At 70.5% G+C, this 14,052-nt stretch carries 12 protein-coding genes and 1 pseudogene; 5 read left to right on the forward strand and 8 right to left on the reverse strand.

Features of this window, described 5'->3' with window-relative positions; genetic code table 11:
• Nucleotides 1-186 precede the first annotated feature (186 nt).
• On the reverse strand, nucleotides 187-960 hold the full coding sequence (locus OC490_RS01605) for an isoprenyl transferase (protein WP_262055912.1): 774 nt from the start codon (nucleotides 958-960) through the stop codon (nucleotides 187-189).
• A 614-nt stretch (nucleotides 961-1,574) separates the two neighbouring features.
• Here OC490_RS01605 and OC490_RS01610 point away from each other — a divergent pair.
• Nucleotides 1,575-2,736: pseudogene (locus tag OC490_RS01610) on the forward strand (winged helix DNA-binding domain-containing protein).
• 23 nt (nucleotides 2,737-2,759) lie between these two features.
• Here OC490_RS01610 and OC490_RS01615 read toward each other — a convergent pair.
• The 4 genes from OC490_RS01615 to OC490_RS01630 form a co-directional block, all read right to left on the reverse strand.
• Nucleotides 2,760-3,545 carry a class I SAM-dependent methyltransferase gene (locus OC490_RS01615; protein WP_262055913.1) on the reverse strand — a complete coding sequence of 262 codons (786 nt, stop codon included), beginning with the start codon at nucleotides 3,543-3,545 and terminating at the stop codon, nucleotides 2,760-2,762.
• Between the two features lie 63 nt (nucleotides 3,546-3,608).
• Entirely contained in the window at nucleotides 3,609-4,481 is an 873-nt protein-coding gene (locus OC490_RS01620) for an LLM class flavin-dependent oxidoreductase (RefSeq protein ID WP_262055914.1), read from the reverse strand.
• Between the two features lie 40 nt (nucleotides 4,482-4,521).
• On the reverse strand, nucleotides 4,522-5,094 hold the full coding sequence (locus OC490_RS01625; protein ID WP_262055915.1) for a dihydrofolate reductase family protein: 573 nt from the start codon (nucleotides 5,092-5,094) through the stop codon (nucleotides 4,522-4,524).
• Between the two features lie 54 nt (nucleotides 5,095-5,148).
• A complete protein-coding gene (locus OC490_RS01630; protein ID WP_410098469.1) occupies nucleotides 5,149-5,937 on the reverse strand; it encodes a prepilin peptidase in 789 nt (262 codons plus the stop codon).
• Between the two features lie 91 nt (nucleotides 5,938-6,028).
• On the opposite strand from OC490_RS01630, the gene OC490_RS01635 reads away from it, so the two are divergent.
• The gene (locus OC490_RS01635) at nucleotides 6,029-6,394 is read left to right on the forward strand and encodes a DUF192 domain-containing protein (RefSeq protein ID WP_262055917.1); all 366 of its coding nucleotides are present in this window, start codon (nucleotides 6,029-6,031) and stop codon (nucleotides 6,392-6,394) included.
• On the opposite strand, the gene OC490_RS01640 is transcribed toward OC490_RS01635, so the two are convergent.
• Genes OC490_RS01640 through OC490_RS01650 form a run of 3 tightly spaced genes read right to left on the reverse strand, consistent with a single transcriptional unit; the run spans nucleotide 6,339 to nucleotide 10,625 of the window.
• Nucleotides 6,339-6,857 carry a hypothetical protein gene (locus OC490_RS01640; RefSeq protein WP_262055918.1) on the reverse strand — a complete coding sequence of 173 codons (519 nt, stop codon included), beginning with the start codon at nucleotides 6,855-6,857 and terminating at the stop codon, nucleotides 6,339-6,341. The genes OC490_RS01635 and OC490_RS01640 overlap by 56 nt on opposite strands.
• Before the next feature lie 10 nt (nucleotides 6,858-6,867).
• Complete coding sequence (locus OC490_RS01645) at nucleotides 6,868-8,154, reverse strand: hypothetical protein (RefSeq protein ID WP_262055919.1); 1,287 nt, start codon at nucleotides 8,152-8,154, stop codon at nucleotides 6,868-6,870.
• Nucleotides 8,155-8,201: 47 nt separating this feature from the next.
• A complete protein-coding gene (locus tag OC490_RS01650) occupies nucleotides 8,202-10,625 on the reverse strand; it encodes a hypothetical protein (protein WP_262055920.1) in 2,424 nt (807 codons plus the stop codon).
• Nucleotides 10,626-10,834: 209 nt separating this feature from the next.
• Here OC490_RS01650 and OC490_RS01655 point away from each other — a divergent pair, with 209 nt between their 5' ends.
• From OC490_RS01655 to OC490_RS01665, 3 genes are all read left to right on the forward strand, one after another.
• The gene (locus tag OC490_RS01655; protein ID WP_262055921.1) at nucleotides 10,835-11,299 is read left to right on the forward strand and encodes a hypothetical protein; all 465 of its coding nucleotides are present in this window, start codon (nucleotides 10,835-10,837) and stop codon (nucleotides 11,297-11,299) included.
• Nucleotides 11,300-11,772: 473 nt separating this feature from the next.
• Nucleotides 11,773-12,132 carry a hypothetical protein gene (locus OC490_RS01660; RefSeq protein WP_262055922.1) on the forward strand — a complete coding sequence of 120 codons (360 nt, stop codon included), beginning with the start codon at nucleotides 11,773-11,775 and terminating at the stop codon, nucleotides 12,130-12,132.
• Nucleotides 12,129-14,003: an alpha/beta hydrolase family protein gene (locus OC490_RS01665; RefSeq protein ID WP_262055923.1), complete on the forward strand. Its 1,875-nt coding sequence runs from the start codon at nucleotides 12,129-12,131 to the stop codon at nucleotides 14,001-14,003. Before OC490_RS01660 ends, OC490_RS01665 begins: the two co-directional genes overlap by 4 nt.
• Nucleotides 14,004-14,052: the final 49 nt, after the last annotated feature.

A 14,052-nucleotide genomic window follows, 5' to 3' on the forward strand; every position in this document is an offset into this window, starting at 1 on the left:
GGTGCAAAGGGCCTCCCGGGCGGACGGCCCCGTGCCGTCCGCTGAGATACGACACCCGTGGTTCGGGCGTCGACCTGCTTGGCTTATGCCCTCGAACATGCGCCGCCATGCCACGGCATATGACGACGCCCTGGTGAACTCCTTGTTACTTGTGCACCAAACGGGGTAGTCAGAGCGACTTGACCGTCATCCGCCGTAACGTCGGTGTCGCGCGGCGTAGTCGCGCATCGCGCGCAGGAAGTCGACCTTGCGGAAGGCAGGCCAGAAGACTTCACAGAAGTAGTACTCGGAGTGGGCCGTCTGCCAGAGCATGAATCCGGACAGCCGCTGCTCTCCGCTGGTACGGATCACCAGATCGGGGTCGGGCTGTGCGCCCGTGTAGAGGTGCTTGCCGATGAGGTCGACGTCCACGTGGTCCGCGAGCTCCTCCATGGAGGTGCCCTTGTCGGCGGCGTCCAGGATCATCGAGCGGACCGCGTCGGCGATCTCCTGCCGGCCGCCGTAGCCGATGGCGACATTGACGAGTATCCCGTCGATGTGCGCGGTGGACTCCTCCGCCTCCTTGAGGACGGACTGCATCCCGGACGGCAGCAGGTCGAGGGTGCCGACGTGGTGGACGCGCCAACGGCCGTCCGCGGCAAGGGAACTGACGACGTTCTCGATGATGCCGAGCAGCGGGCCGAGTTCCTCGGCGGGGCGGTCGAAGTTGTCCGTCGACAGGAGCCAGAGGGTGACGACCTCGACGTCCGTCTCACTGCACCAGCCGAGGAACTCCTCGATCTTGTCGCCGCCGGCCTGGTGGCCCTGGACGGTGGTGGAGCCCGCGGCCTTCGCCCAGCGCCGGTTGCCGTCCATGATGACGCCGATGTGCTTGGGCACCGACGCGTGGTCGAGATGGCCTCCCACCCTGCGTGCGTAGAACCTGACCAGCAGGCGGCGCAGGGTGTCGCGCACGTTCACGTGTTGTCAGCCCCTCCGTGGATGGCAGTCCCCGGCGTCGAAGCCTACCCCCGCTGGAGCCCGGTTCCCCCAAGGGGTGTCTGGGCTCATCCCGGTTCGGCACGAAGGTCGGTCTCGGCGTCGGCCGGTGCGGGGCGCGGGGGTCGTCACCGCGGGGCACAAAAAATCGGGCCGGTCCGTGGGGGGGATACGGACCGGCCCGAGGGGGGGTTTCCACCATAACCCTTCGTAAGTGATGCTGCGTGCATCGGCGTGCCACAACTACTCTCCGAAGTCGGCCGACAACACGACGAGGGGCCCGGAAGTCCTGATTCCAGCCCTGATCATGGCTGGTTCACAGTGGATTACGAGGAGAACGTGCAGGTTTTCCGCCACCCCCGGCGCGTCGCTCTCAGGGGTGACACCGCCAGTGAACGTCCGCTTGACGGGGCATGGCACCGCGCAGCCCCCTCCACCGCGCGGTGCCGACCGCGCAGCTTTGCTCACGCGAATTACCTTGGTCCGAACTTACGTGAGGAGATGGCCGGGAAGCGAGTCGATCTCGATAACGATGTGGAAACCGCGTGGAGGTGCGGAGGACGTCCGGTGACCTAGTTCGGCCCTAGCGTCGGGGCATGACCGTGAAGATCACTTGGGAGCGGGCAAGCGCCCGCCGTCTCGAACGGCAGTTCCTGGACACCCCGGCCGGGACCGGCACACCGGTCGCCGACGTGGTGGCGTCGATGCTCGCCGCGCACGCGCAGGTGCTGTCCGCGGCGGAGGTGTCGGTGGGGGTACGGGCGGCCGGGCGGACCCGGACGGACGTGCGAGCGGCGTTGTGGCAGGCCGACGGCTCACCCGCCTCCCTCCTGAAGACCCACGGCCCGCGCGGGACCGTCCATCTGCTGCCCACCCGCGAACTCCCGCTGTGGAGCGCCGCGTTGACCGCGATCCCGGGCACGGGCCGGTTCGCCCCCGACATCCGGCTCACCGACGCACAGGCCACCGAGGTGGTCGAGGCCGTCGCCGACGCCCTGGACGGACAGACTCTGACCATCGACGAACTCGACGCGGCGGTCGTCGCCCGCACCGGCCCGTGGGCCGGGGACCGGGTGATGCCGGCCTTCCAGGACCTGTGGCCGCGCTGGCGCCAGGTCCTGCACCGGGCCGGTCAGTCCGGCGCCCCTGTGCTTCGGCCCGAACCGCGGCCGCAAAGTCACCTACACCCGCCCGCCCCGCTTCACCCCGCTCCCCACGACCGAGGCCCTGCGCACACTCGTACACCGATATCTCCGCTCCTACGGCCCGGCGACCCCACCGGATTTCGCCAAATGGCTCGCGGCGCCCGGAGGTTGGGCGACAACGTTCTTCGAGACCTGTGCCGCCGAGGGCGGAATCGAGGAGGTCGACTTCGAGGGCACGCGCGCATGGGTGACGGCGGGCGACACGGCATTCCCCGGGGAACCGGTCCGGGGCGTGCGCCTCCTCCCCTACTTCGACGCCTACGTCATCGCCGCCCAGCCCCGCGAGACGCTGTTCCCGGGTGCCGCGTACCGCCGGGCACTGGCGGGCGGGCAGGCCGGCAACTACCCCGTGCTGCTGGTCGACGGGGTGGTGGCCGGGATCTGGCACCAGCGCAGACGAGGACGGCGTACGACCGTCACCGTGGAGCCGCTGGGACGGCTGACGGCGCGGCAGGAGCGGGAGTTGGGCGAGCGGGCGGAACGGGTGGGTGAAGTGCTGGAGGCCCGGGCGGAGTTGGTGATCGGGGAGGTGGCCTCCGGACCGCATGCCTGAGTCGGGCACGGGTCAGGCACGGGTCACCTGAGCGGCTTGCGCACGTCGAAGAGGTGCCGGGTGCTGTGGGCCACGAACGGACCCGTGGCCTCGATCTGCTCGTGCAGGGAACGGAGTTGGGGCTCGTAGGCCTCGACCGTGAAGTCCGGGACCATCCAGATCACCTTGCGCAGGAAGTGCACGACGGCCCCGACGTCGTTGAACTCCATGCGCAGCCGCTCGGCCCGCAGGCCGACGGTCTCCAGCCCCGCGGCCTCGGCCTCGGCCCGCTCGCGCTCGGGGTCACGGGCACCGCTCGCGCCCTCCGGCTGGGGGCCGAGGAAGTGCTCGACGAGTTCGAACGCGCTGCGGGGGCCCACGTGTTGGGCGAAGTAGGTGCCGCCGGGGCGCAGCACGCGGGCGATCTCCGGCCAGTCGGCGCGGACCGGGTGGCGGCTCAGGACGAGATCGAAGGCGGCGTCCGCGAAGGGCAGCGGGGCGTCCCCGGCCACCGCGACCACCACGACTCCGCGCGAGCGGAGCAGCTCGGTGGCCTTGGCAACGTTCGGCGGCCAGCCCTCGGTGGCGGCGACCATCATCGGGGGCTGCGCGGCGGCCCGGCTCAGCGCGAAGTCGAGGACCTCCCCTCCCCCGGTCTGGACGTCCAGGACGGTGTTCACCCAAATGAGGCGGTCCCCGGCGGAGCGCGCGTACCCCCACGAAGGGCGTGCCTCGGTGGCCCGTCCCTCGAACCAGGAGAAGTCCCAGCCCTCGGTGGGGACGGCGGCCCCTTCCGCGACGAGATCCTCAAAACTCCTGCTGTTGCCCATGAGCCGATGGTCGCAGGGCGTTGTCGGTGGGCGCTGCCGATTTCCGAAGCGGTGCGGGGTGGGTCAGGGGACGAGTGCCCTGACCTCCTCCGCGGCGAAGCGTACGAAGGCCTCCGGGTCGGGTTCGTCGCCGGTGGGCTGGAGGACGACCGTGTCGGCGCCGGCCTCGACGAGGCGCTGGACGGCCTTCGCGACGGCGCCCGCGTCGCCGGCGACACCGAGGTCGGGGACCGACTCCAGGCCCTCTTCGGCGAGTTCGGCACGGAGTCGGTCGGCGGCGCCGGGTCCGGTGGCGGTGAGGAGATAGACGACGACCTTGTGCGCTTCGGTACGGCCCGCCGACTCCCGTCCCTCGTCGATCAGTCGGCGGGCCCGTCGGACGCCGTCCGGTGCGGTGGACGCGGTGAGGACCGTACCGTCGGCGGCGGCGCCGGAGAGGCGGAGGGTGCGGGGGCCGGTGGCGCCGGCGAGGATCTCGACGGGACCGGCCGGCGGCCAGTCGAGGCCGACGTCGTCGAGCTTGACGTAGCGGCCCTGGATCGTGAGGCGTTCCCCGCGCAACAGGGCGCGCAGCGCGTCGAGATGCTCGCGCAGCAGGGTCACCGGGGACTCGGCGCGTGCGCCGACCTGGCCCATCCAGTCCTGTACGCCGTGTCCGACGGCGAGGACCGGGCGCCCCGGGAACAGCCGGTACAGCGTCGCGGCCTCCATCGCGGTGATGGCGACGTTCCGCAGCGGGACCGGGAGCAGTCCTACCCCGATCCGCACCCGCTCGCTCCAGGCGAGCGCCGCCGCGGCAGCCGAGATCCCGCCCTCGCGGAAGCAGTCCTCCCACAGCCAGAGCTCTTCGAGCCCGGAGGCGTCGGCCAGTTCGACCACCGCCCGCAGGCGTTCGGGGGGCAGTTGGGGCCGGAACACCGCGCCGAGTCCAGTCATGGGTTCTTCCTATCCGGTGAGAGCACGGCGGACAACGGATTTACGGGGCGGCACGCTCGTAGCGCAGCAGGACGACCCCGTTGCCGAAGGTGTGGGTCTCGACGAGTTGGAGCGCGGTGTGGGTGTCGGTCTCGGGGAACATGCGTTTGCCGCGGCCGATGAGGACCGGGTGGATGTACACCTTGATCTCGTCGACTAGGCCGAGCCGGAAGAAGGTGGCGGCGAGGTCGGCGCCGCCGAGGCAGAGGTCGCCGCCGGGCTGTTCCTTGAGGGCGAGCACGTCCTCGGGGACGACCTCGGACACGAGGGTCGTGTTCCACTCTGCGGGACCGCTGGGCAGGGTCCGCGAGTACACGATCTTCGGCTTGTCCCGCCAGATGGCGGCGAACTCGGCGGTGACCGCGGAGGCGTCCGGGTCGGCGTCGGCGGTGGGCCAGTAGGCGGCCATCAGTTCGTGGGTGACCCTGCCGTCGACGAAGGCGCCCATGGGCCGGAGGGTGTCGTTCATGTGCTGGTGGAGTTCGTCGTCGACCAGATGCCAGCCGATGTCCCGGTCGGGGCCCTCCAAGTAGCCGTCGAGGGACACGGACATCATGAAAGAGATCTTCCGCACGGGTACGTCACCTCGTCCGTCGTCGGTCCCCCGGTCCCCGGGTTCCCCACCGTCTCACGCCACCGCGAACGCTCCCAGCACCACACCCGTGAACGCGCCGCCGAGCATGAACGGCCCCAGCGGAATCGCCGTCTTACGGCCCGCCCGGCGCAGCACGACCATGCCGAGGCCGTACAGCGCGCCGTACAGCACCCCCGCGAAGGCACCCGTGACGAGCACCGGCCAGCCGTACCAGCCGAGGGCCGTGCCGAGGGCGAGGGCGAGTTTCACGTCGCCGAAGCCCATGCCTGCGGGGTTGATGAGATACAGCACCAAGTACCCGGCGCCGAGGGCGAGTCCGCCGAGCAGGGCGGTGGGCCAGGAGCCGGCGTCGGCGGGCAGCAGGGCCGCGACACCGAGGAGGGCGAGGGTGGCGGCGGCGAGGGGGAGGGTGAGGACGTCGGGGAGGCGGTGCACCCGGTAGTCGACGAGCGCGAGGAGCACGGTGACGGGGGCGGCGAGCAGCCAGACGACGAGTTCGGGGTGGGGGCCGGTGGCCGCGGCGAGGGTCGCGCAGACGAGGGCGGTCGCGGCGGATACGACGGGGGTGCTGGGGCCGTAGGAACCGCACCGGTGTGAGCCGCCGGTTCCGTTGCAGCGGGCGCGGCCCAGCCAGCCGTCGAAAGGGCCCTCGATCGGGTGGCCGTCGGGGCACTGTCCGTTCCAGGGGTCCTCGGCGTCCACGGAGAGGCGGTGGGCGGCGCGGGGCAGCAGGAGGCCCGACCACGCGCCCCACAGGGCACCCACGACGATCGGAATCAGGCGCACGCGGGGACGATATCCGGGCGGCGGCGGGCTGGGCATGGGTCCGTGGGCCCATGTGGGGCCCAGTCCGGGGTGGATACGGTCGGTCGGCACCGGATGGATCCGGAGTGGCGCGGGAAGGTGATCTGGTATGGGACGACGTTGGAGTGACGGGCGGGGGAAGCTGATCGTGCGGGGGGCCGCGGGCGCGGTCGCCGTTCCGCTGGAGTTCGCGACCTCCTACCGGGCGCGGACGAAGGGGCTGCTCGGCCGGGACGGGATCGACGGGGTGATGCTGCTCTCGCCGGCGAGCAGTGTGCACACGTTCCGAATGCGCTTCCCGATCGATGTGGCGTACCTGAACCGGAAGTTGGAGGTCGTCGCCGTCCACACGATGAAGCCGGGACGGCTGGGCCTGCCGCGCGTCCGGTCCCGGCATGTGCTGGAGGCGGAGGCGGGGGTCATGGCGGAGTGGGGGCTGAGGGCGGGGGTTCGGGTGACGGTGGAGACGGAGTAGGGGGTGGGGTGGACGGCAGGTCCGGGACCGGTTCTGTCACCGCGTACACCCGGAACGGGTAGAGCACGGCGTCCGCGCCGTAGCCCGTCTCGATCGGCTCGATGCTGCACCTGACCGAGCGGCCGTCGGGAGTCACGGCCCAATAGGCGCTCGGCGGGAAGGACTCCGCGGGGCGGAGTACCGAACTCCCCACCCTGGCCGCGATGCCGAGGGCGAGGTCCGCTTCCGTGAGGTCTCCGGCGGCGGACCGGGTGACAGTGATGTCGAGGGAGAGCGCCAGGTCGCCCGGTGGCAGCGGACAGTACGTGCAGAGCACCGGAGCCGCCCAGTCACGGCCCTCCTGGTCCTCGTCCTGGTGCACCACGTCGACGGCCGCTTCGGGCAGGCCCAGCAGGTCCGCCAAGACCCGGCGGACTTCGGCGAGTTGCGGCTCCGCCACGACCAAGAGGTTCGCGAGCAGCATCTTTCACCCATCACCTGGTTTCGTCCGGCGGCAGTGTGCCGTCGGCGGCGAGTCGGGCGAGCGCCTCGCGGCTGCGGGGTACCGTTTCGTGCCAGTGGAGGAGGGCCACGGCTCGGTCGGGGACGAAGCCGAAGTGGGCGTACCGCTCGGCCAGTTCCATCGCCCACGGGGTCACCAGCGTGTCGTCGTCGACGTTCATGCCGAGCCAGGTGAAGACCTCGCCGGCGATCCAGCCGCTGATCCATGTCACCCAGCGCCGGGTGAAGCGGGCGGTCTCCTCGCCGTCCGGGTCCTCGGGTACACCGGGGACGGCCATCAGCGCGCACTCCCGCATCGCCTCGGTCATGCGTTCCTCGGTGACCAGACCGGCGTAGGGCATGAACTCCCGCAGCACGGAACGGACTTCGAGCCAGGCGGGCGGCTCCTCGTCCTCGTCGCGGGTCCAGTCGGGGTCGGGGACGGGGTCGGAGACAGGGCCGGACGGCGCGCAGGCCCGGAGGATCGCCCGGGCGCGGGTGATGTTGGCGTCGGATTCCGGGAGTTCGGCGGGCCATTGGAAGCCGGCGGTCCAGCTGTAGGGGAGTTCGCGTACGGCGGGGGGCAGCAACGGGTGCTCCGCGTGGGCCGGTTGCCGTGCGCGGGCTTCGCGGGCAGGGCGGCGCAGCGACATCAGGGAGGTCCTCGCCCCGTCCCGGTCACCGTCGCTCAGCCTGTCGTCCCGCACCAGGCGCAGCAGGGCCCGCTCACCGTGGGGCGTGCCGAGGTGTCCCAGGAGACTCACCGCGTCGTGGACCGCGAGCCCGTGTCGGGCGCACTGCTCGGCGACCGCCGCGATGCCTGGTGCGTCGTAGGGCTGCTGTTGCAGCCAGTGCAGCACGTCGTGGGCCCAGGCCGAGAGTTCGCGACGGGTCAACTCCTCGGTGATCAGGTCGAGTTGGCTCTCCAGCCACCAGGCCGGGACCGGGGGCCGGGCCATGGTCGAAGCCCACTGCCCCAGTACGCCGGCGACGCCTTCGCGGGTGAACCGGTCCGTCGTCGGCATGACCTGGGCCAGCCGGTCGCCGGCCTCGTGGCGGATGCGGTCGTAGAGCTCCCACGACTCGTCGCTCCAGATGCGTGGCGCGGAAGGCGGCAGCGGTGGGCCGGTGAGGGCGGCGGTCAGTGCGTCGAGAGCGGCGCGCTCGTTCGTGCTCGTGTGCGGGAGGGTGTCCAGCCTCCGCCTCCGGTCGCGGGTCAGGTCGTTCCACGGGGGCGGGAGCCGGCGCATGGTCGCGGGCAGCAGGTGATGTGCGGTCACGGTCCGGCCGCTCCCTTCCTCTCGTCGTCCGCTCGTCCACGCCGCCATCAGGAGACACCCAGGTACTGCATGGCGGTCTTCGGGTCCTTCATCCTGCCCGAGTCCCGTGCCGCCTGCCGTTCGGCCGGAGTCTTCCTGCTCCACGCGTCGTTCATCGCCTTGAGCTGCCGCGGCGAGATGTCCTGGCCGGCGACGCGAAGGTCGAGGCCGTTGTCGGCGAGGGTCCGGGCGGGCGTGCCGTCCGGCACGGTGCCGGTCTTCTTGTCCTTCTGGAAACCGTCGAAGACCTTGTCCCAGCCGTCCTGCGTCTCGATCTCGTAGCGGGCCCTGCGGCCGGGGTCCGCCTTCTGCCAGTCGGCCAGTTTCTGGGCCTGGGCGCGGATCGAGGCCTGAGTGGCGGCCTGGCCCGTGTTCTTGACCTCCACGACGTTGAGGGTGCCGTCCTTGCCCTTGTAGACCACGTCGGCGTCGTCGATACCGCTGAGATCGGCGGTCGTGCCGTCGCCCATGTCCACCGTCTGACGGCCCTTCTTCGCGCCGACGCCGGCGTAGACCTTGGTGCCCTCGGCCGCGTCGTCGGCGGCGCGCGTCGCGGCCTTGACCTCGGCCATGGCCTCGGCCAGCTGGTAACGGTTGCCGGCCCTGAGCACGGGGCCGCCGAGCGAGCCTCGGCTCTGGCTGTCGATGGTCGAGTTCTTCAGCATGTCCGCCAAGTCCTTGAGGGACTGGGTGAGTTCGGCCTTCCCGATCTCCCCCTTGCTCAGGTCCGGGTTGTCCTTGGCCTTGGCGACGAGGTCGTCGATCTTCTTCTCGTCGAGCGTGAACCGGTCGCCCTTGGGCGTCTTCTGCTTGTCCTTGGCGTCCGTGATGGCCTTCTTGGCCTCGTCCGCGGCGTGCTGCAAGTCCGCGGCCCGGGCCGCGGCGTCGGCGTCGTCCGCCTGCTTGCGGGCGTCCTCCGCCTCCTTCTTGGCGTCCTCGTCGCAGCCGTCCTCGGCGAGGACGACGTACGGGGAGGCGCCGGCGGCGAGGACGGTGGTGCCCGTGCCGGAGGATCCGGTGAGGCCGCCGGTCCTGGGGCCGTTGCCGTCGTAGGGGATGCGGCGGCTCGGTGCGCCGATCGTGCAGCCGGTCTTCTCGGCCTTCTTCTCCGCCTCCTCGGCGGCGTCGTCGGCTTCCTTGGCCGCCTTCTCGGCGCCCGTAACGTCCCCGGCCTTGGCCGCCTTCTTCGCGTCGTCCGCCGCCTTGGCGGCCTTCTCGGCGAGTTCGCCGAGCTTCCCCAGCTTGCCGATCTTGCCGAGGTCGCCGACCTTCTCGACGATCTTGGCGCCGTCGTAGCCCGGGATGAAGAGGGAGCCGACGTTCCACAGGACGTGGGTGACGGCGCGGGTCTTGTCGCCGTTGTTCCAGTCCTTGGCGACGTCGTCGCCGACGAACAGGTCGTAGAGGACCGTGCCGCCCGTCTTGGCGGAAGCGCCGGTCCAGTCCCACAGGGCGCCGCCGTAGTCGCCGTCCGACCACTTCTTGGCGGCGTCCTTGGAGTTCTTGGACCAGTCGTCGCCGAGCTGTTTGCCGTAGTCGCCGATGCCCTTCACGGTGTCGACGGGGTGGCGGACCATGTCGTAGATGCCGGTGAGGTCGCCCCAGACGCCGTCGACGAAGAGGCCCTGGCCGACCTGCTTGACCTGGTCGCCGGCACAGCCGAAGAAGGCGCCCACGCCGGAGAAGCAGCCGTCGTCGTGGTCCTTTTCATCGCCGGCGGGGACGGGCTTGTCGGCGGCGGGGGCGGGCTTGTCGGCGCCCGTTGTGTCGGTCCCGGTTGTTGTCGTGGTGGTGGTGCCGGTACCGCAGCCCGTGCCGGTGACCTTGCAGACCTCCGACTGGATGCCGCCGAAGATCTGCGCGCCCAGGCCGGTGACCAGCAGGGCCGTGATGATCGCGGCGACGATGGCGATGAACCCGGCGTACTCCACCGCCGTCTGCCCCTCGTCCCGGCGCCAACGGATCAGCCGCGCAAGGGAGAACGGGCGGCGCTCGACGCGTTCCAGTCCGGCGAGGCCGTACCACTCGCGGCTCTCCGGGCGGAACAGGAGGAACGCGACGACGATCGGGAGGAAGAGCTGGAGGCCGCCGCGGGCGGAGCCCGAGACGAGGTTGCCGACACCGCCGACGATCAACCAGCCTTGTACGGCGACGAGTCCGAGCCGGACCCGGATCCCGCCCTCCCAGCTCCGCCGGGCCAGCCACCAGCCGAGGACGCCCGGCGCGGCGGCGTAGGCGACGAGGGCGACGACCTGGCCGTCGAGGGTGTCGTAGGACGCGGCGGTCAGGAGGACTCCGAGTCCGCCGACGACGGTGACCGCGAAGAGTGCGTGGACCAGCACCAGCGCGGTGGCGAGCGGGGCGGGCATGTCCCGGCGCCCACCCTGCCCACCGCTCCCGCCGACCGCTGCGACTCCCCCGATCGAGGCCATGTCTCCCCGTCCCCCGCCGTCTGTAGCTCAACACCACTGGAGCTTCCAGAGATTAGGGACGGGACGGATGCCCGAGATGGGCCCGTGGACCCAAATCGGTACCCAAGTACCGGGTGGGGACGGCGTTTGCCCCGCTGCCCCGGCCTTCATACGTTGGCCTCACGGGACTCTTCGACAAACTCACTGGCACCCAGCACCCGGCCGAGGGGGTGTCGCCGGTCCCGGGGCAGGACTTGCGGGAGGCATTGCTCGGGCTCAACCGGCCCGAGGTTCCCTACGTCGTCCGTTACGGCGGCGGTGAGGGGTGCGATCTGCTCGCGGAGTGGCGGTTGGCCGAACCGGCCTGGCAGCAGGTCTTCGTCCGCTCCGAGATCAGTCACGCCGTCCGGATCCGGATGCGCCTGGACCAGGAGGAGCACGAGGTACGCGCCCTTGAGGAACGGTGGGAGGTGAGTCGGGTCGGTACTCCGACGAGGCTTCAGATGACGTCGGAGTACACGCGCGGACCCAGTCGGACCGTCAGCCGTCGTTGGACCCTGGCGCGTGGGGCCGGCGGTGGCCTTGAGGCGACGGAGACCTTTCGCTTCGACAGCGCCGACATGCGCGAGCCCCTGCGTGACACCGTGCTCGGGTCCGGTTGGACCTGGCGGGGAGTAGTCCTCGGCAAGCTGTGAGGGCGGGAAGATCCGGGCCAGTTCTGGCGTTCGGCATCGGGCCTTGCGGAGGTCATGAGCGGCCCAGATCTTCCAATTGTCCCATCGAGGCGAAGGAAGCGGTCAGCTCTTCGTGCGCGGGAAGATCGCGTAGATACGGGACTTCGACGATGCTCTCAGCTTCGCGTCCCCCGTCATGGCCCCGGCGCCGCCCGCCATGCTCCCGTCCGGTACTCGACCGAAGACCCGCCTGAGTACTGGTACTCACACGTACTCACGGCAAGCCTGGTGGCTGATACGGATGGGGCCCGTGACGAGGTGTCGCTACCGTGCTTCCAGATCGATGGCGGCTCGGTCGCAGGTGCACGGCATCTCGGCTGCGCACAACGGGACTTGGGGGCCACGCATGGCGCGGAAAGGGCAGACACGTGGCGTTTGACTGGGAGGAGGCCGTGGGCGTTCCGCCCCACGCCGGTGCTCCGGGAGACACCCGTATGCGACTGGCCGGCCTCGACGGCGAAGGCGGCGATACCGACCTGCGGATCAGCGGGACGCCATGGACGAGCGCATCCGGCGTCGCGGACGAACTGCGCATCGACGCCAACAGCGGTATGGCGGACCTCAAGGAAGCCGACGCCGGTGTGGTGAGCGGCACCCACGGGTTCGACTGCACGACCGCGTTGAACGAAACACTCGCCACCTGGGAGGCACGGCTCGCGGCGGTCCGTGACGAATGCCGTCGGCTGCACGGAACCCTGGCCGGCACCGGGAAGCGCTTCGGCGAGGTCGACCACCAGGTCGCGAGCCGGGCAGGCGGTGTCCAGACGGGCAACACCCCGGATTGGGCCAAGTGACGCCCGTGCCCACCTGGCAGCAGTTGCGCGACCTGAAGCTGACCGAGTACCGGGACGCCGCCGACGGCTGGCGCAAGGTCAGCCGCCGCGCCGACGCCGCCCGTCTCCGGGTCGACCGGGAAATGGCCATCCCCGTCAGGTCCACCCAGAAGGGCGAGACAGCCACCGCGGCGGCCGGTGACCTCGACCGCCTCAGCCGCAACTACCAGTACATCCACGGTGAATGCGGCCTCGTCCGGACGACTCTGGAATCCCTCGCCGCCGACCTGGAAGGTCCTCAACGCAAGCTGAGCCAGGCCCTGAAGGACGCCGACACGTTCAAGTTCACGGTGAACGAGGACGGTTCGGTGACCTATCCCCCGCCCGTCTCGGAGGACGGCACGTCGACGATCCCATACGGACCGTACGTCCCGGGCACGGAGCCGAGCCTTTTCCCGTTGGCCCCGGGTGCGGGCGGCGGCACCGCGCGAGCGGGCGCGTCGATCCCCTACCTGCCCGGAAAGGGCGAGGGCGACGGCAACCCCAACAAGGCCAAGGCCGAGGACATCGCCGAACGCATCGCGAGCGCCGTACGTGCGGCGGGCGAGATCGACGCCCGCTACGCGCCGGTGCTCCGCAGACTCAAGGCCCCGGCCGGGCTGGACGTCACCGACGACATGCTGGTCGACGCCGCCGCAGACATGAAGGCCGTACGCAAGACCGTGGGCGGCTTCCTGGACAGGAAGAGCATTCCGGATGGCGCCTCCCCCGCCGAGAACAGGAGATGGTGGGACGGCCTCACCGCAGACCGGCGCGACGAGTACGCGACGCTCTACCCTGCCGAGATCGGCGCGCTCGACGGGCTGCCGTCCGAGGTGCGCGACACCTCCAACCGGATGGTCCTGGCGGAGGCCCGGGCACAGGTGTGGCAGCGGTACGAGCGCCTTGGGCCCGAGCCGTCCCACTACATCCAGGCCGGTGATCCCCCCACCACTGTCGTCAACCCGGTCTGGCGACAGTGGCAGGAGAAGGGCGGCCTGCGGCTACGGTCCCAACTCAAGGGAATGGACGCGGTACAGGCGAGGCTGGACGCGAGCGGCGCACCCGGTGAGAACGGTGAGTCCGGTCTGCCGCAGGCATACCTGCTCGGCTTCGACACCAAGGGCGACGGGCACGCGATCATCGCCAACGGGAACCCGGATACGGCGGACAACACCGCTGTGTACATACCCGGGACGGGCTCGAAACTGGAGAACGCGAGCGGAGACATCAACCGGATGACGGCAACCTGGCGGGAGGCCGACGCCCAGGCTCCTGGCACCTTGACCTCCACCATCACCTGGATCGGTTACGACGCCCCGCAGAACATCCTCACCGACTCCCCCCGGGCGAGCTACGCCTACGACTCCGCGCCCGAGCTGAACAACTTCCTGGACGGCCTGCAGACCGCCCAGGGCGGCGCCGACGCCAGCCACACAACGGTGATCGCGCACAGTTACGGCACCACCCTCGTCGGCGCCGCGACAGAGGAACACCACATCGCCGCCGACGACATCGTGGTCGCGGGCAGTCCGGGCATGCTGGTCGGCGACGCGAGCGACCTGGGTGTGGGCAGCGAACACGTGTGGTCCGAGGCCGCCGGTGACGATCCCGTGCCCTACATCGGCCGACCGTTCCTGGGCGGTGAGAAATGGGGCGTGGAGTACTACCACGGGGTTCCCTACAACGCCGGTTACATCACGACGATCCCGTCCGACGAGGTGTTCGGGGCGCACCGGATGGACGTGGACACGAGCGGACACAGTGGGTACTGGAACAGAGGCTCGCTGTCGTTGCAGAACCAGGCGGCGGTTGTTGTTGGCAACTACGGTGACGTTAAGGAAGACAAGTGAACCGTCTCAGGAATCGGTCGACACGGTATCGACTCGCTACGTTCGCCGC

This window comes from Streptomyces sp. STR69 (genome assembly GCF_024519455.1).
Taxonomy (GTDB): Bacteria; Actinomycetota; Actinomycetes; order Streptomycetales; family Streptomycetaceae; genus Streptomyces.